Source organism: Pseudomonadota bacterium, assembly GCA_011049115.1.
Lineage (GTDB): Bacteria > Desulfobacterota > Anaeroferrophillalia > Anaeroferrophillales > Tharpellaceae > DSCM01.
The window spans coordinates 17,639-40,898 of the sequence record DSCM01000117.1 but is presented as its reverse complement, the minus strand read 5'-3'; the positions used below and the strand labels follow the sequence as shown (position 1 = coordinate 40,898).

The 23,260-nt window shown below is 52.0% G+C and carries 23 protein-coding genes and 1 tRNA gene; 4 read left to right on the top strand and 20 right to left on the bottom strand.

Annotation, left to right across the window (positions count from 1 at the left end):
* Window positions 1-485 precede the first annotated feature (485 nt).
* From ruvB to ENN66_10470, 19 genes are all read right to left on the bottom strand, one after another.
* Entirely contained in the window at window positions 486-1,472 is a 987-nt protein-coding gene (gene ruvB / locus ENN66_10560) for a Holliday junction branch migration DNA helicase RuvB (protein HDS17021.1), read from the bottom strand.
* On the bottom strand, window positions 1,465-2,082 hold the full coding sequence (gene ruvA, locus ENN66_10555) for a Holliday junction branch migration protein RuvA (GenBank protein ID HDS17020.1): 618 nt from the start codon (window positions 2,080-2,082) through the stop codon (window positions 1,465-1,467). The genes ruvB and ruvA overlap by 8 nt, the downstream gene beginning before the upstream one ends.
* Entirely contained in the window at window positions 2,079-2,567 is a 489-nt protein-coding gene (gene ruvC, locus ENN66_10550) for a crossover junction endodeoxyribonuclease RuvC (GenBank protein ID HDS17019.1), read from the bottom strand. The genes ruvA and ruvC overlap by 4 nt, the downstream gene beginning before the upstream one ends.
* Window positions 2,567-3,322: a YebC/PmpR family DNA-binding transcriptional regulator gene (locus tag ENN66_10545; protein HDS17018.1), complete on the bottom strand. Its 756-nt coding sequence runs from the start codon at window positions 3,320-3,322 to the stop codon at window positions 2,567-2,569. The genes ruvC and ENN66_10545 overlap by 1 nt, the downstream gene beginning before the upstream one ends.
* 159 nt (window positions 3,323-3,481) lie before the next feature.
* Window positions 3,482-5,476, bottom strand: coding sequence for a sodium-translocating pyrophosphatase (locus ENN66_10540; GenBank protein ID HDS17017.1), 1,995 nt, complete (start codon window positions 5,474-5,476; stop codon window positions 3,482-3,484).
* 68 nt (window positions 5,477-5,544) lie between these two features.
* A complete protein-coding gene (locus ENN66_10535; GenBank protein ID HDS17016.1) occupies window positions 5,545-6,153 on the bottom strand; it encodes an aminoacyl-tRNA hydrolase in 609 nt (202 codons plus the stop codon).
* 35 nt (window positions 6,154-6,188) lie between these two features.
* Entirely contained in the window at window positions 6,189-6,782 is a 594-nt protein-coding gene (locus ENN66_10530; protein HDS17015.1) for a 50S ribosomal protein L25, read from the bottom strand.
* 146 nt (window positions 6,783-6,928) lie between these two features.
* Window positions 6,929-7,867: a ribose-phosphate pyrophosphokinase gene (locus ENN66_10525; protein ID HDS17014.1), complete on the bottom strand. Its 939-nt coding sequence runs from the start codon at window positions 7,865-7,867 to the stop codon at window positions 6,929-6,931.
* Window positions 7,868-7,937: 70 nt separating this feature from the next.
* Window positions 7,938-8,012: transfer RNA gene (locus ENN66_10520), tRNA-Gln, on the bottom strand.
* A gap of 126 nt (window positions 8,013-8,138) precedes the next feature.
* On the bottom strand, window positions 8,139-9,086 hold the full coding sequence (gene ispE, locus ENN66_10515) for a 4-(cytidine 5'-diphospho)-2-C-methyl-D-erythritol kinase (GenBank protein HDS17013.1): 948 nt from the start codon (window positions 9,084-9,086) through the stop codon (window positions 8,139-8,141).
* Complete coding sequence (locus ENN66_10510) at window positions 9,049-9,489, bottom strand: Hsp20/alpha crystallin family protein (protein HDS17012.1); 441 nt, start codon at window positions 9,487-9,489, stop codon at window positions 9,049-9,051. The genes ispE and ENN66_10510 overlap by 38 nt, the downstream gene beginning before the upstream one ends.
* 118 nt (window positions 9,490-9,607) lie before the next feature.
* The gene (gene moaC, locus ENN66_10505; GenBank protein ID HDS17011.1) at window positions 9,608-10,390 is read right to left on the bottom strand and encodes a cyclic pyranopterin monophosphate synthase MoaC; all 783 of its coding nucleotides are present in this window, start codon (window positions 10,388-10,390) and stop codon (window positions 9,608-9,610) included.
* Between the two features lie 2 nt (window positions 10,391-10,392).
* Entirely contained in the window at window positions 10,393-11,370 is a 978-nt protein-coding gene (gene moaA, locus ENN66_10500) for a GTP 3',8-cyclase MoaA (GenBank protein ID HDS17010.1), read from the bottom strand.
* A gap of 75 nt (window positions 11,371-11,445) precedes the next feature.
* A complete protein-coding gene (locus ENN66_10495) occupies window positions 11,446-12,744 on the bottom strand; it encodes an adenylosuccinate synthase (protein HDS17009.1) in 1,299 nt (432 codons plus the stop codon).
* 149 nt (window positions 12,745-12,893) lie between these two features.
* Window positions 12,894-14,462 (bottom strand): phosphoglycerate dehydrogenase, encoded by a 1,569-nt coding sequence (locus ENN66_10490; protein HDS17008.1) that lies wholly within the window; start codon window positions 14,460-14,462, stop codon window positions 12,894-12,896.
* Window positions 14,463-14,608: 146 nt separating this feature from the next.
* Window positions 14,609-15,748: an alanine--glyoxylate aminotransferase family protein gene (locus ENN66_10485; protein ID HDS17007.1), complete on the bottom strand. Its 1,140-nt coding sequence runs from the start codon at window positions 15,746-15,748 to the stop codon at window positions 14,609-14,611.
* A gap of 234 nt (window positions 15,749-15,982) precedes the next feature.
* Entirely contained in the window at window positions 15,983-17,029 is a 1,047-nt protein-coding gene (locus ENN66_10480; protein ID HDS17006.1) for an SH3 domain-containing protein, read from the bottom strand.
* Window positions 16,923-18,362, bottom strand: a complete 1,440-nt coding sequence (locus ENN66_10475; GenBank protein HDS17005.1) for an L-seryl-tRNA(Sec) selenium transferase — start codon at window positions 18,360-18,362, stop codon at window positions 16,923-16,925. Before ENN66_10475 ends, ENN66_10480 begins: the two co-directional genes overlap by 107 nt.
* Before the next feature lie 8 nt (window positions 18,363-18,370).
* Entirely contained in the window at window positions 18,371-19,627 is a 1,257-nt protein-coding gene (locus tag ENN66_10470; GenBank protein HDS17004.1) for a coproporphyrinogen III oxidase family protein, read from the bottom strand.
* Window positions 19,628-20,016: 389 nt separating this feature from the next.
* Between ENN66_10470 and ENN66_10465 the strand changes: the two genes are divergently transcribed.
* The 4 genes from ENN66_10465 to ENN66_10450 all read left to right on the top strand — a co-directional run bounded on the left by ENN66_10465 (window position 20,017) and on the right by ENN66_10450 (window position 22,944).
* A complete protein-coding gene (locus ENN66_10465; GenBank protein HDS17003.1) occupies window positions 20,017-20,697 on the top strand; it encodes a cytidylate kinase-like family protein in 681 nt (226 codons plus the stop codon).
* Between the two features lie 211 nt (window positions 20,698-20,908).
* Window positions 20,909-21,700, top strand: coding sequence for a 3-methyl-2-oxobutanoate hydroxymethyltransferase (panB, locus tag ENN66_10460; protein HDS17002.1), 792 nt, complete (start codon window positions 20,909-20,911; stop codon window positions 21,698-21,700).
* Window positions 21,701-21,704: 4 nt separating this feature from the next.
* Window positions 21,705-22,559, top strand: coding sequence for a pantoate--beta-alanine ligase (locus tag ENN66_10455; protein HDS17001.1), 855 nt, complete (start codon window positions 21,705-21,707; stop codon window positions 22,557-22,559).
* 22 nt (window positions 22,560-22,581) lie between these two features.
* Window positions 22,582-22,944 carry an aspartate 1-decarboxylase gene (locus tag ENN66_10450; GenBank protein HDS17000.1) on the top strand — a complete coding sequence of 121 codons (363 nt, stop codon included), beginning with the start codon at window positions 22,582-22,584 and terminating at the stop codon, window positions 22,942-22,944.
* A gap of 79 nt (window positions 22,945-23,023) precedes the next feature.
* On the opposite strand, the gene rpsU is transcribed toward ENN66_10450, so the two are convergent.
* Window positions 23,024-23,215, bottom strand: a complete 192-nt coding sequence (gene rpsU, locus ENN66_10445; protein ID HDS16999.1) for a 30S ribosomal protein S21 — start codon at window positions 23,213-23,215, stop codon at window positions 23,024-23,026.
* Window positions 23,216-23,260 lie beyond the last annotated feature (45 nt).

The following is a 23,260-nucleotide window of genomic DNA, read 5'->3' as shown; positions in this document are numbered from 1 at the left end:
CCTTGATATCTTCAATGATGTCCGGATCATCGACCCTTTCAAACGTAACTCCAACTCTACCATTTTGGCCACCGGGTTTTTTGTTTCTTTTTTTCCGGGGCTGCCGTTTCCTCAAGGGATCGGTTGATGGCGGCATTTGTTCTTCGTCCCGAATCAGGGCCTGTACTTTTTCGATGGTTGCCTGGATATCGATATTTTCAATTGTCTTTCGATTTTCTCCCTGTGTTGTGGAAGCATTATAACACAGGTTTTAAAAGCAAAATTTCGCTCAATATAATCGATTTTACGGGACTTTAAATTTTGGCGCCGGGCAAGAAGCTATGTGTGTTGGAAAAGACTGCAGTATCAGTTCAACACAGACTTCCTGCGGTCAAAATATGATGACTTGTTTGGGCAAACCAAAAATCGAAAAAAAGGCCAAAACCTGTGTCAAGTCTTTTTTTTAGATTTAGCAATTTTTTTCGCTGAATAATTACAAATTGCTTTTACATACAAAAATATTCACGCGCCGAATCGGTCACGACCCGGCCTCTGGGAGTCCGAGCCAAAAACCCCACCTGTAACAGATAAGGCTCGCAGACATCTTCCAGGGTGTCAGTCTCTTCATTGAGTACGGCAGCCAAGGTTTCAATGCCGACCGGACCACCGTTAAAGCTACCAATAAGCGCTTGCATATAAAGTCGGTCAAGGTGGTCAAACCCCCGACTATCGATATCAAGGTTGTCAAGAGCGGCCGCAGCGCTATCTTGGGAGATCAGACCAGAACCGGCCACCTGAACAAAATCACGCACCCTTTTCAGCAAGCGGTTTGCAATTCTCGGCGTACCCCGGGAACGCCGAGCGATTTCACAAGCCCCGACTTTATCAATGCTGATACCCAGGATTTTAGCGGATCGGCCAACAATTCTGGCGAGCTCCTCGACCTGATAAAATTCCAGCCGCATTACGATCCCGAAACGATCCCGTAAAGGAGAAGAAAGCAGACCTACACGCGTAGTAGCTCCCACCAGGGTAAACGGGGGGATATCAAGAGAAATGGAACGCGCCGCCGGCCCTTGACCGATAATAATATCCATCTTAAAATCTTCCAGAGCCGGATAGAGGATTTCCTCAACGGTCCGATTGAGACGATGAATCTCATCAATAAACAGAATATCGTAGGGCTGCAGGTTGGTTAAAATCGCGGCCAGATCACCAGGTCTGGTGATCGCCGGCCCGGAGGTCCCGCGGATCTGAGCTCCCATTTCAGCAGCGACAATCCGTGACAAAGTAGTTTTACCCAGACCAGGCGGACCGTACAACAACAAGTGATCAAGCGCCTCGTTCCGGCCGCGTGCCGCCTCGATAAAAACCTTAAGATTGCCGAGCATTTTTTTTTGACCTACATAATTAACCAGGGAATGGGGCCGCAGGCCCTCTTCAAGATCATCTTCCGCGCTTTTCAGGGATTGCACTAAGCGTTCGTCAGCCACGGTGAAGCTCCTGCAAGACTAGTTTAAGAAGACGTTCCAAAGATTCCCCGTAATTTTCCCGAACAACTCTGAACGCCGGTTCCTCCACCTCACTGCTACGGTAGCCTAATACCTGGAGGGCAGCTTTTAACTCGGCCAGAGTCTGGGTTTTTCCTGTCTCATTTGCGTTATCAACACCTAAGACATTATCAGAAAAAAAACCGACCTCCGTTTTCAACTGATCTCCCAGCTCTACCACCAGTCGCCTTGATAACTTTTTACCCACCCCTGGCAGTTTTGCCAGCTCATCGACCTCCTGATTAACTATCTGCCGCTGCAGACGACCGATATCACCTGCAGCGATAATTGCGAAAGCGAGCTTCGGACCAACTCCACTAACCTGTAAAAGACGCAGAAACATGGCCTGCTCACGCTGTTCGAGAAAACCATAAAGAACAATGGCTTCGTCCCTGAACCTGGTGGTCACCCATAAGGTTACTTCGGCATCAATTCCCGGCAACAGCCGCAATGTTGCGGCTGAAACCAGCATACGATAACCGACCCCACCGACATCAACCATAATTTCACTGCCGTTTTTAAGGATCAGAAAGCCGCGCAGGCGACCAATCATGTTTTTTCACCCGGGCGATACTGGATCTGCTGCAGATGACAAAGTGCCACCGCCAAAGCATCGGCAGCATGTTCGCCACAGATCTGATCTAGCCGCAATAAAATTTTCACCATCTGCTGAACCTGTTCCTTTCCGGCTCTACCACACCCCGTCACGGCCTGTTTCACTAAAGCCGGAGCATACTCATAAATGGCTTTATCCGCTTTAGCTGAGGCGACCATGACCGCTCCGCGGGCCTGCCCTAATACGAGCATACTTTTGACATTACTGCCAAAGAAAACGCCTTCAACCGCCACCATCTCGGGCCTGAATTCATGCAAGAGCTGCGTTGTGTGATCAAAAATCAGGGCCAGCTTGGCGCCGACATCCGCCCTGACCGGCAGATTCAGTTCTTCATGATAAAGACAGTTGTAGCAACCAGCTTTTCTTTCCACTAAACCATAGCCGGTAACCATGCTCCCAGGATCAACCCCCAAGACCAGCATCAGCCCTGAAGCTCCTCTAAAATCGCATCATCAATATCGAAGTTGGAGTAAACCTTCTGAACATCGTCACAGTCCTCCAGGCTATCAAGCAAGCGCAACATCTGTTCCGCCGCCTTTCCTTCAAGACTGACAGTATTGGATGGAACCTTATCAACCGTCGCCGATAACATTGCAATTTCAGCCCGTTCCAGGGCGTCCCGAACCTCATCAAAGGCTTCCAGTGACGTATGAATCTCAATATTATCAGAACCTTCTTCATCTAAAACATCATCGGCACCGGCCTCCAGCGCAAGTTCAAATAACGTTTCAGTATTCACCTTATCACGCTCACAAACAATCACACCCTTGGTTTCAAAAATCCAGGAGACACAACCATTTTCACCTAAATTCCCATTACCCTTGTTGAAAATGTGGCGCACCTCGGCTGCGGTCCGATTCTTGTTGTCGGTCAGAATATCAAGCATGATCGCCGCACCTCCAGGTCCGTAACCCTCATAGGTATATTCTACATACTGAACGCCATCGAGATCTCCGGTCCCTTTTTTAATCGCCCTCTCGATATTATCCTTAGGCATATTTGCGGTTTTAGCCGCGCTCACTGCCGTACGCAGACGCGGATTCATATCGGGGTCACCCCCCCCGCTACGCGCCGCCACAATTATCTCTTTAATGATCTTAGTAAAAATTTTTCCCCTTTTAGCATCAGCAGCACCTTTTTTATGTTTGATACTACTCCATTTATTATGACCCGACATAAACTTTCTCCAAAATACTCCCTGTATGGAAATTATCAAGCTTACAACTGATAAAGTCGAAGATTAGCCCTATATCACCCACCTTGTCAAGACGTAAAAAAGGCCAGCGCCTGTAAAAGGCGCTGGCCCGTTTTGTACCTTATACCATGCAGGCTTCTCTTACATGGCAACCAGCAGAGGCGCGATAACCAGAGAAACAATCGACATCAGTTTGATCAGAATATTCATGGCCGGACCGGAGGTGTCCTTGAAGGGATCGCCCACCGTATCACCGGTAACTGCAGCTTTATGCGCATCCGAACCTTTACCGCCGATATGACCCTGTTCAATGTATTTCTTGGCGTTATCCCAGGCCCCACCGGCATTGGACATAAAGAGCGCCATAAAGACCCCAGCCAGGGTGGCTCCCGCCAGCATTCCGCCAAGAGCCTCAGCGCCCAGGAAATAGCCCACAGCGATCGGGGAGATAACCGCCATCAGACTGGGAACCACCATCTCACGTAGGGAGGCAGCCGTGCTGATATCGACACATTTTTCATATTCCGGACGACCGCTCCCATCCATGATGCCGGGTATTTCGCGGAACTGGCGACGAACTTCCTCAACCATAGCAAACGCAGCCCGCCCAACCGAGGACATGGTCAAAGCGCCGCACATAAAAGGAATGATACCACCGAGAAACAGGCCGACAACCACCATCGGATTAGTCAGATTAATAGATTGCAGACCAACCGCCGAACCATAGGCCGAAAACAGCGCCAAAGCAGTCAGCGCGGCCGAGCCGATAGCAAATCCCTTACCGATCGCAGCCGTCGTATTACCTAAAGCATCAAGCCCATCCGTGATTTTGCGAGTTTCCTCTCCCAGTCCACACATTTCAGAGATACCACCGGCATTATCGGCAATCGGGCCATAAGCGTCAACCGACATAGTGACCCCAACCGTGGCCAGCATGCCAACCGCGGCAATGCCGATACCATAAAGACCGATGAACTTGTAACCGCCGAAGATGGCTGCACAGATCAGAAGTACGGGAATAGCACAACTCTCCATACCGACGGCCAGACCGGTGATGATATTTGTGGCCGGACCGGTTTTACTGGCTTCGGCGATTTTAATAATCGGCTTGCCGGCCGTATAGTACTCAGTTGTGATACCAATCAAAATACCGCAGGCACAACCAAAAGTCAGGGCCCAGAAAGCACCGATCGGCAGCCCCATGTACTTAGCGGCCCAGTATGCTCCGATCAAAAGGGCGCCGGCACCGACAAAGGTGCAATAGCGCAAGGCATCCGCCGGGTTATACTTTTCCAGAATCTTCATGGACAGGATACCCAACATGGAACTGACGATTCCGATCATAACCACAATCAGGGGATAGGCCATGAAGGTATAACGAGCCGTTTCATACATCGCGCCGGTTGCCGTCGCCGCGATCGCGATGGTTGCGATTACCGATCCGACATAGGACTCAAAGATATCGGCGCCCATACCGGCGATATCACCCACGTTATCACCGACATTGTCGGCAATGGTGGCCGGGTTGCGGGGGTCGTCTTCCGGAATACCGGCTTCGACCTTACCAACCAGGTCGGCCCCGACATCAGCGGCTTTCGTATAGATACCGCCGCCAATACGGGCAAAAAGGGCGATCGAGCTGGCGCCCATCGCGAACCCGCTGATATAGCTGGAACTTTCAGGTGACCCACCATAGAGATAAAACAGAACGCCTACCCCGATCAACCCCAGGGAAGCCACGCACATCCCCATGACGGCGCCGCCGGAAAAGGCGATGCTCAGAGCCTTGGCCTGACCCGACTCATTCGCCGCGGCCGAGGTCCTGACATTGGCACGGGTTGCTGCAACCATGCCGAAATAACCGGCAAGCACCGAACAAAAGGCCCCGCCGAGAAAGGCGTAAGCCGTCTGCTCATTCAGAAATCCGTAAAGCAGAGCGAAAACAACAATGACGAATACCGCCAGTATCTTGTATTCACGTTTCAGAAAAGCCATTGCTCCTGAATGGATAGCATCCGAGAGGTCCTTCATTTTGTCGTTACCGGCGCTTTGCTTAACGACGTAAGAGTAGAGCACCCCGGCAAAGAGGAGGCCGATAACCCCCAGAATAGGTGCATACATGGTGTAACTTTCCATACATTCCCTCCTTTTTGTGATACGGTTTTGGTTAAACTACTGCACTGCTATCATTAAAATAAAACGGACTAAACGCTAATCCGACAATTGGTCTGATTCATGGCGACAACCGGTCCATTTTGCAATAAAATCCGCAGTGCCTCGCCGCCCCTTCGCAAAACCTCCCGCATCAGGCCCTTCTCGCTGTCCGCAAAGGGTGAAAGTACGAACCCTACCGTATCCCGATTCCGCAGGCCACTGTCGATACCCAGCCTCAGCCGCAGAAAACGATCACTTCCGATCTCGTGCAGCACTGAGTTCAGACCGTTATGACCGCCGCTACCCCCTCCGGACTTAAATTTAATCCGTCCCAGCTGAAGATCGAGATCATCATGCACGACCACGACTTTACCTAGATCAAGATCGGGATTGTCTTTCAGCACCGCCCTTAACGCCAAACCGCTCTGATTCATAAAGGTTTGCGGCTTCAGCAACCAGACCGGTTTATCAGCCAGCGTTAAGAAAAAAACCTCAGTACAGTACGCATCCAGAAAACAAAAGGAATGCGCGATATTATTTGCTTCCAACAGGGCATCAAGCTGCAGAAAGCCGATATTATGACGAGTTCCGACATACTCAGGCCCCGGATTACCAAGGCCGATGATCAGGTAATGCCCTGAATCCAGTTTCAGAGTCATTTAGGAATTCACAAATAAAACAATCGCCAGGTTGCTTACGCCTCCGATTCTCCCTCGACTGCGACATCGCCGCTGACGCCCTGAACCGTAACTATCGTAAAATTGACCGGCGCCACAAATTCGACGTCCTCTACCCGAAGGTCATTGACGTGAATCGCATCCCCGATGCCCAAAGAAGTGACATCAACGACAATATGCTCAGGAATTTTACGAGGCAGGCACCTGATCTCAAGGGTTCTCCGCACCGGCTGAAGCAGACCGCCTTCCGCCACTCCCCTCGCCTTACCTTCAAAAACCACGGGAACTTCGACCAAGATCGGCACCCCGTAACGAACCCCGTAGAAATCGGCATGAATCAGACGGCCACTGACCGGGTCTCGCTGCACCTCCTTAACAATTGACAGAAACTCATCATTCTGGCCTTTGCCATCTACATTCAGGGCGACCAATGAACTGCCGCCGCCCTCGCTGAGAAGACGCTCCATCGCGGAGCGGTCGACCGCAAAAAAACTGACCGGACACTGTTTTCCATATCTCACGGCAGGAATTTTTCCGGTTTTACGTAATCTGGCAGCATACCCCTTGCCGCTCTCCGTTCTACTTTCTACCACTAATTCGGAAATAGCCATATGTTCCTTCAAAACCTCCCTTGAACAAACCGACTCGACCTCAGCGCCAGCGAAAAAAAGTCAGTTAAATCATATTTTTAAACACAATAAGCCACGTTTTCCAGAAGACCGGTCTCCCGCTTCAACAAAACGGGCGGATTTCTTTTTCAACCGAAAAGGGCGCTGACCGAATCACCGAAATAGATTCTCTTAATGGCATCAGCCAGCAAGGACGAAACCGAAAGAACCTCGATCTTGGCGCAGGCCTGGGTTCGATCATTCGGCGCAATCGTATCGGTTATAACAACCTTTTCAATTTTTGATCTTTCAATTCTTTCCAATGCCGGACCGGAAAGCACTCCATGCGTGGCCAGCCCGTATACGGCGGTCGCTCCTTTTTCAACCAAGGTGTCGGCCGCCTGGGTCAGGGTTCCTGCCGTATCAATCATATCATCCAGCAGAATCGCGGTTTTCCCTTCAATTTCCCCGATGACATTCATCACTTCCATGACATTGGGACCGCTTCTGCGTTTATCGATAATCGCCAGCGAAACCTTGAGCTTCTTGGCAAAGGAACGAGCTCTTTCAACCCCTCCGGCATCTGGGGAAACAACCACCAGATCACCTTTGATATGATTCTGCACATAAGAGTAAAGCACTGGAGAAGCATAGAGATGGTCTACCGGGATATCAAAAAAACCCTGAATCTGGCCGGCGTGTAAGTCGACAGTCAGAACCCTTTGCGCGCCGGCAACCGTCAGCAGGTCAGCTACCAGTTTGGCGGAGATGGGGGCGCGCGGCGCCACCTTGCGATCCTGACGAGCATAACCATAATAGGGAATAACTGCGGTTATTTCCGCCGCGGAAGCCCGTTTCAAGGCATCAATGATTATCAGCAGCTCCATCAGGTTTGCATTTACCGGCGCAGAGGTAGACTGAACCACAAAAACATGCATCCCCCGCATGCTTTCATGCAACTCCACCATAATCTCGCCGTCACTGAAACGTTTCACCACCCCTTTACTGAGCGGTTCACAGAGGTCACGGCACAAGGCATTGGTAAGCAGCGGATTCGAGTTGCCGCCGAAAATTTTCAGTCTCTCCATGAATTAATTTGACCGGATCCTTTTTGGTATATTGTCTAATTTCTAAAGTGGGATAAGCCTCTACTGCCGGTGGCAGGGGCGGTAGGATTCGAACCTACGAATGCAGGCTCCAAAGGCCTGTGTCTTACCGCTTGACGACGCCCCTTTATTAAGCCTTAATCGAAGACCCGCCCCTAATATAGAAAAAGGTAAGACAAGTCAAGTATGTTATGATATCTGGGTTGTTTTATTTTCATAAAACCCCGAACAAGAAACAAAACACAACCCGGTTTCAAGTCCCGACTAAGTTCCTGGCCACGTAAAAACAGCAACCCTGCCCCCGCAGACTATGCTGCATCTGTCTTTCCGCCCGGAGAGCGTTTTCAAGGTCGGCATAAACCGCGTAAATCACCGAACCGCTGCCACTCATTCGCGCTCCGAGACAACCCGAGCATGCAGTCATTCTTTGCCTTATCTCTGCAAGCATGGGGTAACGACGCGACACAACCAGCTCAAAATCATTCTCCAGTTCATACCCGTACGTCGTCGCGCCCTGCTGGAATTGCCCGACATCATAACTTATCATCCTCGTCTCGCAACCCAGATGCAAAGCCGAATAAGCCCAGGCCGTATCAACGGAGAACGGAGGTTTCACGAGCAGATAATAACGGGGCCGCGGTGGCCCTAGGCGCGTCAGATGGTCACCGGTCCCGGTGACCAGAACCAGCCCCGGATTGAGGAAAAAAGGCACATCGGCACCAACCGCGGCGGCGGTAGCGACAATCTCCGACTCTTGCAGGTTGAGTTCAAGAAAGTTATCGAGCAAACTGATCACAGCGGCGGCGTTGCTGCTCCCCCCGCCCAACCCGGCTCCAGTAGGAATTTTTTTATCAAGAAAAAAATTCCAGCTACCGGTTTTCCGGCAGCCCCGGCGATCAGCAATTTCCACCATCCGGCGGGCTGCTTTAAGAACCAGATTATCTTCCCCGGCCAACGCAGCCAACTGAGGACAGTCAATGGAAAAAGCCTGGTCAGGCGCCGGCGTGAACTCACAATACAATGTATCGGCCAGGGAAATCGGCTCCATGACACTATAGATATCATGATAGCCGTCCGACCGCCGTCTGACAATTTTAAGTCCGAGATTGATCTTGGCCGGGGTTAAAAGGGCTCTGCAAAAACCTGGGACGCCACTCACAGAATCACTCAATACTGATGCTTTTCTTGCCGATTTCAGCAATTTTTTTGGGCAGGCGAACCGTCAACACTCCATTTTTCAGACTGGCCTTAACCCCCTCCGCATCAACCGCATCGGAGAGCAGGATTACTCTTTCAAAGCGCCCTCTGACTCGTTCCAAACAAAGAACCTCCGCCCTGGTAAAGGCGGCACTATCCTCGCGCCAACCCTTGATCACCACCTTATCCGCGCAGACAGATAGCTCAAGCTGATCTTTTTCCACTCCCGGAACTTCAACTATCATCAGATATTCATCCCCCGAATCAAAGAGATCCATGGAGGGAGACCATTGGCTGCCGGAATGCGGGTCCAGGTTAAATTCATTATCAGAGGCAGAAAAGAAACGATCCATCTTATTTTTCATGGAAAAAAGCATCTCAATGGTTTCATCTTTTTTTCGTCCCATACAGCAACTCCCGTTAACCTATTACCACCCGGTTTACCTCTCGCCGTAAGGCCATTAAGTTTTCTTGCCTACACCTGGAAAAGGTTTACAACCAGTCGACGAGCCCGCCGGAAAAACTTTAACCGAGCACCGCCAGCAGCGCCTCATTTTCAATCATACCAGGTTTAACAACCGCAAACCCCCCCTGAGAAGACGGACTACGACAAGGCAAAGTCTGCAATAAAACCCCACCCATAACAACCACCTTATCCTCTTCATCCCGAATTGACTGAATCATGGCGAGTCCTTTCGCATCTGATTCAGCCAGGAGCAAACCGGCCGCTTGGCGGTGATGAAATGAGACGGTCTGGCCGTCTCCCATTTTCCACTCGACTCGGTCTCCGATTTCAAGCTCGGTCACGATCCCAACCCGAAGTCGGCAGGCCTGCGGAGCCCAATAATGCCCGCTGCGGCCCCCCTTTTTTTCAAGCAGGGAAACCTGCTCCAGAATCATTGACTTATCGACCGCTTTACACATATCGTAAAGCGTCAGGCCCGCAACGGTGACCGCCATCAGCGCCTCCATCTCGATTCCAGTGCGACCGACTAAGGAAGCCTCAGCAATTATCACCACGGCCGATTGCGAGACCAGGGGAAAGAGCTCCAGTGACACCCAGGTCAAAGGCAAAGGATGGCAGAGCGGAATCAAGTCTCCGGTACGCTTGGCCGCCATGACCCCCGCCAAACGTGCCGCCGCGAAGACATCTCCCTTCGCCAGCTTTTGCGAAGTCACCAGCTGCAAGGTGGCGGGGTCCATCCGAATCATGCCCCAGGCCCGAGCGTAACGCCGGGTTTCCGCCTTACCACCGACATCGACCATGGCGGCCTGGCCGCGAATATCAAGATGACTCAAGCCCGACATCATCAGCCACCGATTGTCGACATCAGTCGAGTACATTTGCGCTCGGCATTACAGGCCAGGGCATGTTCCGCCAATTTAGACGCCACCGCTTGGCGAAAAAGAGCGGCAATAGCCGCCTCATCCCCACCCGAGCGCAGAACCTTTTTCAAATCATATTCATTGTCGGAAAGCAGACAGGGTCGCAGGCGGCCATCAGCCGTGATTCGAATGCGGTTACAGGCAGCACAAAAATGATTACTCAGCGGGGTAATCACCCCAATTCGCCCCTGACTCCCGGAGAGGCGATAAAGCCGGGCCGGCCCACCCAATTCAGCCGGCACTTCTTCCGGAGGACCATAATCCCGGCTGATCCGCTCGAGAATTCGGGCTCCCGTCACCACCTTGTTTTCCCGCCATTCGGAAGATGACCCGATCGGCATATATTCGATGAACCTGACCTGCAAAGGCCGATGCATGGTTAATTCGGCAAAATCCGCAAGTTCATCATCATTAACCCCGCGCATGACCACGACATTGATTTTGACGGGAGAAAATCCGACCTCCAGTGCAGCCTCGATGCCGCCTCGCACCTGATTAAAATAATCCCGCCCGGTGATCTCCAGGAAGCGCTGCCGCCGCAAGCTGTCAAGACTGATATTAACCCGTCGCAGGCCTGACTGCCAGAGCGGTCGCGCCAGTTTCCCGAGAAGTACGCCGTTGGTGGTCAGGCTGATATCGTTGATGCCGTAGATTCCGGCCAGCCGGGCAATCAGCTTATCAAGATGACGGCGCACCAGCGGCTCTCCTCCGGTCAGCCTGATCTTGTCGATTCCCATGCCAACCAGGACTTCAGCGACCTTGACGATCTCTTCATAACTGAGAATCTCCAGAGGTTGACGATCGAAAAAAGCCGGAGCTGTACAATAGCGACAGCGCAGATTGCAGCGATCAGTAACCGAGATCCGAACATAGCTGACCCGGCGATTATGCCCGTCTTCCAACGCTCGCTTAAACATCATCAAAGCCTAAATAAAAAACCGGTTTTTTTTAAACCCGGTTGGTCCGACTGACAGTTTTCATGCGGTAAAAGGATTCAGCCGCAGAATGGTCTGTTCCCGATCCGGACCGACAGAAATCAGCATGGCCGGAATGCCCAACTGTTCTTCAATATAGGATATATAATTTTGTGCATTTTCCGGAAGTTTATCATACTCAAGGATGTCGCTGAGATCCTCCCGCCAGCCCTGCATCTCGGTCAGCACCGGTTCGCACAAAACCAGATCTTCCAACGAAGAGGGGAAATAGTCAATAATCTCACCGCGCAAACGATAAGCCGTGCAAACCTTGACCGTGTCGAGACCGGAAAGCACGTCAAGCTTAGTCAAGGCAAAGCTGCCCAGACCGTTCAGAAGCACAGCATAACGCAGGGCTACCAGATCAAGCCAGCCGCAACGCCGCGGCCGACCGGTGGTCGTGCCGAACTCTCCACCCTGACTGCGCAGATGCTCACCGATCCGATCCTCGAGTTCAACCGGAAACGGTCCACTGCCGACCCGAGTCGTATAAGCCTTGACAACCCCGACCACTTCATCAATAACCTTGGTTCCGATCCCGGCCGAAGCACAGGCATTAGCCGCTAGGGTTGAAGAAGAAGTCACAAAGGGGTAAGTTCCATGATCAATGTCCAGCAAGCTGCCCTGGGCTCCTTCGAACAATATAGGCTCTTCCCTCTTCAGGCAGTCCGCCATGACATAGGGAACCTTTTTGATAGCCGGAGCCAGAATTCCGGCGGCGGCTACCAGCTCGGCGTAGACCTCTTCCAGAGCAATCGGCTCTTCCCCATGGATCTCGGTCAAAAGCCGATTATGCTGAGCCAACAAGGTCCCCAGACGCCGACGCAAAACCTCTTCCGGAGCCAGTAAATCCCCCAGCCGCAAACCCCAACGCGCCATTTTGCTTTCGTACGCCGGCCCGATACCGCGACCAGTGGTGCCGATTTTTGCCTCCCCCCGCCAAAGTTCGCGAGCCTGATCCAAACGACGATGGCTTTCCAGAATAAGATGCGCTTCATCACTCAAAACCAGCTGGTCCAGAATATCGCGCCCGCTCTGGGCTCTCAGCAACCTGATTTCTTCCAGTAGAATTTTCAGGTCAATGACCACTCCGCTGCCGATCACACAGGTTTTACCGGGACGCATAATTCCCGAAGGGATCAGGTGCAGAGCATACTTCCAACCGTCAATCACCAACGTATGCCCCGCGTTGTTACCCCCCTGAAAACGCACTACCACCTTAGCCCAGCGAGTCAGCAAATCGACTATTTTCCCTTTACCCTCATCACCCCACTGGGTCCCGATGAGCACAACATTCGCCATAGTTAAATCCTTGATGCACTCACAAAAAAACAATCCTTGAAAAGCAGTGCACACCCTTTACAAGGTAGGTAAAAACCCATCACCATAATTATCAAGAACTGTGCTGCCTTCGGATGCCGCTTTTCTTCCGAGACTATCGTACCTTGAATTTAGAGATAAATTTCCCTTACCGAAACAATATTGGGCAACATTGCCAAACCGCTGACCACCGCGTCTGCAATGGGCCCATCAATCTGAACCATCGACAATGACATTCCTCCGACACATTCACGACCAAATTGCATGCGGCCGATATTGATGCCGTTCTCACCCAGATAAGAACCAATCGCACCGATCACGCCGGGCTTGTCATAAGCGTAGATAACCAACAGATGGCCTTCAGGAATCGCTTCAAGTTCAAACTGATCGACCTTGACAATCCGAGGCTCGGTTTTGCCGAAAAGCGCTCCGGAAATCAGATGCTGATTGCCATTATTCTGCCCGATCAAAGAAATCATACTCGAAAAGTTACCGGCCTCTTCGGTCTTGACCTCGACCAGCGTAATCCCCCGCTCCCGGGCCAGAGAAGGAGCGTTGACAAAATTAACCAGATCTCCGACCATCGGGGTCAGTAAACCCTTGAGCAGGGCCGTGGTAATCGGTTGCGTGTCATGTTCGGTGACCTTGCCTTTATATTCGATCCGTACTTCACTCAAGCCGCACTTGTCGCCACTGCAGAGCTGAGTATGAAAACGACCCATTTTTTCCGCCAGATTAAGATAAGGGCCGGTAACCTTCAGAACTTCGGCGCTGACACTGGGGACATTCAGGGCATTGACAATAGTCCCCTGACAAAGGTATTCGGCAATCTGTTCGGCCACGGCGACCGCGACGTTAACCTGGGCTTCATCTGTGGAAGCTCCCAGATGAGGCGTGCAGATAAAATTTTCCAGACTAAACAGCGGATGATCAGCCGCCGGAGGCTCCTCTTCAAAAACATCGAAGGCCGCGCCCCCGACCCGACCATCGCGCAGAGCCTCGTAAAGATCATCTTCTTTAATGATGCCGCCCCGGGCACAGTTGATGATTCTGACACTGTCCTTCATCAGGGCGAAGCTTTCCCGGTTGATCATGTGCCGGGTATCCTTGGTCATCGGGGTGTGGACCGAGATATAATCAGCCCGCCGGAAAAGATCCTCCAGGGAAACCAGTTCGATATCCAGGTTAGCCGCTTTTTCTTCCGAAATAAACGGATCAAAAGCGATGACCTTCATTTTCAGTCCCTGCGCCCGGTCCGCGACAATGGAACCGATATTGCCAAGCCCAACCACGCCCAGCACCTTATTGAAAAGCTCCTTGCCCATAAAACGGTTTTTTTCCCAGTTCCCGGACTTCATCGAAAAGGTCGCCTGCGGAATATTGCGACTTAAGGCCAACATCATTGAAATCGTATGTTCAGCCGTGGTTATGGTGTTGCCTTTAGGAGTGTTCATAACCACAATACCCCTAACCGTGGCCGCTTCGACATCGACATTATCGACCCCGATTCCGGCCCGGCCAACAACCTTAAGACGGTCGGCACGAGCGAGCACCTCGGCCGTCACCTTGGTTGCACTCCGGATGGCCAATCCATCATAGCCGCCGATCACGGCAAGCAACTCCTCGGGCTTCATCCCGACTCTGACATCAACTTTAATATCTTCGAATGCGGCAAACACCTCGATTGCTTTAGCCGACATCTTATCACTGACTAAGACTTTATATTTACTCAATTCAGACCCCTGTAACCATTCATTAAGGAATGCGGCTGCCGCCCAAGGCGAACTTGAATCTGCTCGCCACCTTTAACCCGCCGCACCAATTAGCCATTACATCAAAATAAAAACTATTTCTTCTGCAAGACTTCCTGGGCCGCGCGGACGGCACTGCGACCGGCCAGATCGTAACCTAAGGAAACCAGCGCCATCTCAAGAGCCGCCAGACCGATCAGCACATCAAAATCCGCCGCATAGCCCAGATGAGCCAGGCGAAAGATTTTGCCCTTAGCATGATCTTGCCCCCCAGCGATGGTCACGCCATTGGCGCGCAGCACCTTAACCACATCCTGGCCATCAATCCCATGCGGAGCACAAACCGCAGTAACGGCGTTGGATGGCGCCGACGGGGCAAAAAGTTCAAGCCCCAAAGCCATCACGCCGGCCCGGGTTGCTTCCGCAAGGCGGGCATGACGCTTAAACACCTGGTCCAAGCCCTCTTCCTTAATCATCACCAGAACTTCCCGCAGACCGACAATCAATGAAACCGCCGGAGTGTAGGCGTTCTGCCCTTTAACGGAATTCTTAAGCTCCTTGGCAAAATCGAAATAATAGCGGGGCAGGGTCGAACGTTGATTAAATTTCCAGGCTTTGGCGCTGAGCGCGGCAAAAGCCAATCCCGGAGGCAGCATCAGGGCTTTCTGGGAACCGGTAACGACCACATCCAGACCCCACTCATCCATCGGCAGAGGGAAAACTCCCAAGCCGGTAATCGCGTCCACGACCAACAGGGTGTCCTCCCGTTCACGCAGCAGATCGGCGACTTCCTTGACCGGGTGCATAACCCCGGTCGAGGTTTCACTGGCCTGCAGAAGCACGGCTTTGACGTCAACTTCCCTTGCCAGCAGATCAGCGAGCACCCTGACCTGCAGGGCCTGGCCCCACTCCACATCAAGATCTATGACTTGCAGGCCGTAGGTTTTACCAAGCTCAGACCAGCGCTCGCCAAATTTACCGGCGCGCACGGCGATCACCTTATCTCCGGGAGAAAACAGATTGACAATCGCGCCTTCCATGGCCCCGGTACCGGAAGAAGCCAGAACCAGGACCTCCTCTTTCGTTTGAAAAAGATGTTTCAGGCCTGCTCTGACCTCTTCAAAGATTTCCTTGAAAACCGGGGCCCGATGATGAATTATGGGCAAAGACATGGCCTGTAAAACCCTGGGCGGCACCGGGGTCGGTCCCGGTGCCAGAAGATATTGTTTTTGCATAAACTGAACTCCTGTCGCTACCAACAAAACTATTGAATGAAAATTCCACGGCCACGGCCGCTAAACTGAAAAACAAGCTTCTCGATAAACCCGCGATCCCGCGGGTCTCCCAGATCCGGCTAGCTCCCTGAGCAAGTACCAAAGGGAACAAAAGCAGCTTTCTATAGTGAAAGAGGCCGACAGCTGTCAAGTTTAAACTGGACGTCGTCACAAAAAGCCGAATTTAAACCGGTTTCAGTCTGAACAGCCAAAAAAATCATACGCCAGGGCCGCAGCGGCGCGATTGCCGTTCGGCAGCTGGGCCGAAGGCAGGACAAACTGATTGAATTCGGCGACCTGATCCGGCAAGGCGGCAGCGATAACAAATCTGGAGAAACCATGCATTTCCATAATAAGATAAGGGTCGAAAACCGTAAAACCTGATTTTTTTGAGCCGCTCAAACCCACCTGATCGCCATTCTCGGCTTGCAAAAAAATCACGGCCCGCACGACCTTATCGGTTTGAAGGTCCCCTGTCGACCAGACCTGCGGTTGCCGCTGCATTTCCATCCGCAGGAGGTCGCAACCTTTGAGCATAACTTCAAGATAACCCAGATAAGGCAGCAAATCGAGAGTTCCGGGCCCGAGATCAGAGCCTTTTTGAGCCTGGTAAAACTCCCGGTTAAAAGGCAGTCGTAAAACCAGCAACCATTCATCCTGAAAACCGGCTGACCTTGCTTTGTCCGACGCTTCTGAAACCGATGCCGCCAGTCGGGAAACCATCAGCTCCAGATGCCGCTTTTCCGGCGCCGCCAGCTGCCGGCGCAACCAGTTCAACCACACACTGAAAAAAAGCTCCTGTTCCGCCTCAAGCTCATTGCCAAAAAACTCTATTTCCGGTTCAACCAGCGCCGGTTTGATGAAGTTTACCAGCGACTTAAAAATCCAGCCTCGAAGTTCATCCTTGCCGGCTTTGATCAGCACCCATTTATCGCGCTCTTCCAGTACGGTCACTCGAGTTTTACGATTCAAGGAAAACAGCTTGGGGCTGTTCCGATCCGGGGCCTTGCGCACATTGGCTCGCCCCACCCGAATCTCGGCCAGACCTGCGCCACCGACTCCGGCCCCGGCTTCAGGCACCACCAGGCCCAGACAAGTCCAGGCCAGAAACAGAAAAAAACCGTACCTCGACCACCTAGACAACGGTTTCTCCGGATAACAGCAGAAGCTCTTGCAGGGCCCGGCCGACCTCGGGAAACTCGCTCTCGTCAATGGTCCGCGGATCAAACACCAGCCAGTCATCAACGATTCTAGTAATCACCGGCAAGGTCCGAGCCCGCAGATATTTCTCCAGCGAAAGCGGATTTTTACCGGACAACTGGCAAAAGAGGGAAAAACCCGGCAGGTCAACCATCGGCAAAGCCCCACCCCCGGCCCGGGAAGTGCTGGCCCTAACCTCAAGCCGCAGGCGCGCGTCATTTTCGCAAACCCTCCGGACCACCCGCTTGAGCCGCTGGGATTTTTTCTTGAGTTGAATCGGAGAGTCAGTCAACATTCGCAGAGTTGGAACCTGTTCACGCAAAGTCGCCGGCTCGAGATAGCATTTAAGGACCGCCTCAAGCCCGGCCAAGGTCATCTTGTCGATACGCAGAGCCCGATTCAAAGGATGTTTTTTCAGCTTCTCGACCAGCTTACGCCGCCCGACCACAATCCCGGCCTGGGGACCACCCAACAGTTTGTCGCCGCTGAAAGTCGCAAGATCGACCCCGCTTTTCATGACCTCGGCCAAAGTGGGTTCTCCCGGCAAACCGTAAGCTTTGAGATCGATCAGGTTACCACTGCCCAGATCCTCGACCACGGGAATGTCATGCTGTCGTCCCAGTCCGACCAGCTCCTGAATTGTCGGCTGGCCGGTAAACCCCAGCAGGCGATAATTACTGGTATGAACCTTGAGGAGAAGAGCCGTATTTTCATTGAGCGCCGCTTCATAATCACGCAGATGCGTGCGGTTGGTGGCTCCAACCTCACGCAGGATCGCCCCTCCCTGAACCACGACTTCCGGGATTCGAAAAGCCCCTCCGATTTCTACCAGTTCGCCCCGGGAAACCACCACCTCGCGCCCGGCGGCCAAGGCCGCAAGGACCAACAGCACGGCTCCGGCATTATTATTGACCACCATAGCCGCTTCCGCACCGCTGAGTCGGCACAGGAGGCCCTCGACATTAACATAACGAAGGCTGCGACGACCACTATTCAGGTCATATTCAAGATTGGAATAGCCCCGGGCCACGGCGGCAATCTGAGCCACGGCGCATTCCGGTAACGGTGAACGGCCGAGATTGGTATGAATAACCACCCCGGTCGCATTGATCACCGGTTTTAAAGCCGGCGCCATAAATTCCGTCAGAGCCGATGCAACCGCCACCCAAACTTCGGTCTGCCGCCAAACCTCGGCGACGCCGAGATTCTCTTTGACCATCCGTTCTCTGGCTACGGCCAGGCGCGAGCGCAATTCATCGAGTAACAGGCCTCGCGGAAACCGGGGCAACAAGCCGCGCCTCTCGGCTTCATGCAAAAGCTCATCCACCGCCGGCAAGTGGGCCAGACGGGACTGCAGATCAGAGTTTTCCGTCATAAGCTTATCTAGCCTTCCTCTTTGACCCCTTCCCGGCAAATATCACGAAAATTATTAACCCCGATAAAAAATTCGCGCATCATGATGACCCAGTAATAATAGCCTTTACGGGTCAGGAAAAGATGGTCGCCGTCGACCCGCAAAGCCCCGAGAGCCTTGAAAAGAGCCAGTTCTTTCCAGAGCTGCTCCTGAAACAGGCTGCCGTAGCGCCGCCGAATTCCGGCCAGATCAAGACGGGTCCCAAACAATTTAATCATAAAATCGTAACGCATCCGCTCAAGCAGGGTAAACTCTTTGGCAAAGGCAACCGCGGTCCTATCCTTTTCCAGCTTTTCGCAATAGTTCCCTACCGAAAAGGTATTCGCCGTGATGACTCCATTGACATAGCTGAAAGAGCCGCTGCCCACCCCGAGATATTCATCATAATCAACAATGTACTCATCAATCATAGCCTCCTTGCGGGAAAAACACCAAGCTGAGCCGGGCCGGTAATCATTTTCCAGGCTGCGGAAAATCTCCTCGTAATAGAGCTTTTCCCTTCGATAATCAACCTGCCCCAAAGTCCGGCTGATCACCTTCTCGGTAGCCGTAGAAACCATTAACGGATAAAAGGTCACCTGGTCCGCCGGTATATTCTTGATGATCTCCAGATCACGCTGCAGCGAGGCCATAACCTGCGAAGGAAAATTAAAAATCATATCAACATTAAGCGTGGAGAAAACCCCAAGATACTGCTTGATCCGGGCTTCTATCTCAGCCCCGCCGCCATACTTATGATAACGCTCCATCGCCTTGAGCAGATTATCGTCGAAACTCTGCACCCCGACGGAAAGACGATTGACTCCGGCCTTACTTAGGACCCCGACAATCTCATCGGTCAAATGATTCGGGTTGGTCTCCACCGAGATTTCCCGCACAGGAAACAGCCCCTGAATCAGATTTAAGGTCTCAGCCAATTCTTCAGGCAGCACCGTCGGGGTACCGCCCCCGACGTAAACTCCGGTACAATTAAAATTGCGTTTACCATAAAGTATGATTTCCCGGCGCAACGCGACAAAATAGCGCCGGGCCAGGTCGGCATTGAATTTAAAACGATTAAAGGAACAATAAGGACAGAGTTCTTCACAAAAAGGAATATGAACATACAGAAGATATTCTTTCTGAGGGCGACCCTGCGGCAACCTCTCCGGCTTAAAATCGGCAAAGGTCAGATAGCTGTGGTTAATGTGACGAAGAAATTTCGTCATCAGGGTCTCTATAAACATAAGGTCATCCCGAAAAAATAAGTCCAGGTTACAACTATAAACTGGCGGGCGCAAAGCATCATGATATCGGCCAAGAAAAGCCCACCAGGCTTTATCTTTCACAACCAAACCACACCGTTGACAAAAGGCTCAGGCGGATATAGCAATTCATTGCCGGTCTGTCCACCAAAAAACCGCGTCCGCGAAATCCAGTCCCGGGCAAAAGTAAGCACCGTCCGGCGGCCTGTCGTACAATCGACAATCTATCTGTCCTGCCCGCTATTTTCGTTTGACATGGTCGAAAAAATTGTTTATGAAGGCGCTGCCTAGTAGCGCAACAGGCAATCAAAACCAAAGAAACATTCCCTAATCTTCGACTGGGTGATTCTGTCCTGCACAAGGAGAAACTGATGTCGGTTATCACAATTTCCAAAGAGTATGCTTCAGGAGGGCTGGAGATAGCCAAGGCGTTGGCCAGAAAACTCGGGTATGAATATATCGACAAAGAGATCGTCCAGCAGGTTGCCGACCATGCCAAGGTGTCGCACCAAGAGGTTCTGGACTTCGAGGAAGAAGACCACATCAATATCCGGGCCTATCTTTCCCGGATTATCGATTTAGACATCTTTAAAAAGAACCATCAACATTCCGAAGCAGAAACCGAGGAGCTTGAAACCTCCTACGACGACCGCGACAAGATTCCCTACTCATTCGACACTCAGGGTTGGATTGACAGCGACATTTACCGGGAGATGATCTGCAAGGTGATTTCGGCTCTGGGCCAACAGGCCAACGTCATAATCGCCGGTCGCGGCGGCCAATGCATCCTCAAGGAGCAAGCCGGAGTCATCAACATCAGGATCATTGCGGCAATGGCGGACCGGATAGCCCGGCTTCAGGTTGAAAATCCGGACCTCAGTAACAGTCAAGCCCAAAAACAAATTGAGGCAATGGACAAGAAAAGTCGCGAATACATCAAATTCTATTTCAATGAAGACTGGAAAGACCCAAAACTTTACGATGTTGTGATCAACACCAGCCGTCTCAGTGACGAACGGGTAGTTGAATGGCTCGGAACCCTCTGCCAATAAACTGAACTTACTGATATCTCAGCCCGTCAGGCCGATGTCGGCCTGTGACACCGCTTGGATCTTCACCCAAAGAGAAGAAGACTGAGACGGCTGGCCATGTTACGTTATCGCAAAAGCGTGCAAAACAGATGCAGGCAATGCGATCTAGGCCCGTCTCTATTCGCTTAGAGCCGGGTTTTTATTTTTACTTTCTATCAGGGGAAACGACTCAATGACAAAACCTGTAACCACTACCATTTTAGCCGAGATGAAAAAACAGGGTGAAAAAATCACCATGGTCACCGGCTACGACTATCCTTTTGCCCGACTGCTTGACCAAAGCGGCATCGACTGCATCTTGGTGGGAGACTCTCTGGGAGTCGTGGTGGCCGGGCACAAAAACACCCTCCCGGTAACCGTCGAGGACATGATTTACCATGGCAAAGCCGTGGTGCGCGGCACGGAACGGGCACTGGTCATCATTGACCTTCCCTTCATGAGTTATCAAGTAAGTCGTGCGGATGCCCGCCTGCAGGCCGGCAGAATCATGAAGGAGACCGGTGCCGGAGCGGTTAAGCTGGAAGGCGGAGTCAGCATGGAGAAAACCATCAGGTCACTGGTTGACATAGGCGTTCCGGTGTGTGGTCACATTGGTCTGACCCCCCAGGCCGTCAATCAACTTGGAGGTTTCAAAGTCCAACGGGAGAGGGAACGACTTCTGGAAGACGCGCAGGCCGTGGCCGCCGCCGGGGCTTTCGCTCTGGTGATTGAATGCGTACCCACAGGTATCGCCACCGAGATCAGCCGGAGCCTGGAAATTCCCACGATCGGCATCGGAGCCGGTCCTGGTTGTGACGGCCAAGTTCTGGTTCTCCACGACATGTTGACCTTGTTCGACCGTTTTCGCCCATCATTTGTCAAACCATACGCCGATCTCGGTACGGAAACCAGAAAAGCCATGCAAAAATATAGCGAGGAAGTCAAAAATGGAAGCTTCCCCGAAGCTGAACACTCTTTCAGTTAAGACCATGCAACAGATAAGCGATCCCCAAGAGATTCAGCGGATTGCCCTGAGTGGTCGCCGTGCGGGACAGCGGATAGCTCTGATACCAACCATGGGTTATCTCCACGAAGGTCATCTTTCCCTGATGCGGAAAGCCCGCCAAAGGGCCGACCAGGTCATCGTCTCAATCTTCGTCAACCCGATCCAGTTTGGCCCCCATGAAGATCTTGAGCGTTATCCCCGCGATCTGGTCGGCGACCTGGCAAAATGCCATAGCGTTGGAGTAGATTTTGTTTTCACTCCGAACGATGCAGAACTCTACCCGAAGGATTTTCAGACTTCGGTCGCGGTTAACCAGCTCAGCCAGGGCCTTTGCGGAGCCGGACGCCCGGGACATTTTCAAGGGGTAACCACGGTCGTCGCAAAACTTTTCAACCTGACCTTGCCGGACCTCGCCTTCTTCGGTGAAAAAGACTTTCAGCAACTGGTGGTTATCAGGCGCATGGTTATGGACCTCAATTTTCCGGTAACCATCGTCGGGGTTCCGATTGTCCGTGAAGCGGATGGTCTGGCCATGAGTTCCCGTAATGCCTACCTGGCTCCGGAGCTGCGCCGGGAGGCTCCCTTGATCTACCAGGCTCTGACTCATGCCCGTCAACTATACGAACAGGGTCGGCGTTACAGCGACGAACTCCTTTCCGCCGTTCGCCGGAAACTTGAGAAGAACCTTAGCGTCACCTTTGCAATCGAATACATAAAGCTCTGCCGCGTCGACAATTTAAACGAAATCAACGGCCAGATCACCGGGCCCTCCGTCCTACTGATCGCAATCCGTCTCGGCGAAACCCGCTTGATTGACAACCTGCAACTGAATAACTGACCCAAATCCAAGGATGAACGCCATGCTACTTAACATGTTTAAAGGAAAACTGCATCGGGCCACGGTCACCGATGCCAATCTCGCCTACGAAGGCAGTATTACCATTGACAGAACCCTGCTTGAGACCTCCGGCATTCTCCCTTATGAACAGGTTCAGATTTACAATTTGACCAACGGGGCCCGTTTTACGACTTATGTCATCGAGGGTGATTACGACTCCGGGGAGATATGCATAAACGGCGCCGCAGCCCGGCTGGCCCGCAAAGGTGATATGCTAATCATCGCCGCCTATGCACTTCTTGACGCCAAAGAAGCTGCGACTTTCAAGCCACGCAATATCTTGGTTGATGAAAACAACCGGATCGTCAATCAAACGGTCAAATAATAAACTGAAAAAGTAAAAAAGCCCCGGACTGTCTTCGACGACAACCCGGGGCTTTAAGATCAGAGCAAGCTTAAATTTATCAGCGCATTCCGAAACGTCTTTTCTTGGCCTGTCGCTTCAGGGCCTCGGCATGTTTCTTTTTCTTCTTGACGCTCGGCTTTTCATAATGCCGTCTCTTTTTCAGCTCCCGGAACAAACCTGACTTATTAAGTTTGTTTTTGAGGATTTTAATTGCCTTTTCGACATCATTGTCGATCACCTTGATTTCCATCTAAATCCCTTCTTCCTCTGTAATATTATATACTTATATCCCATG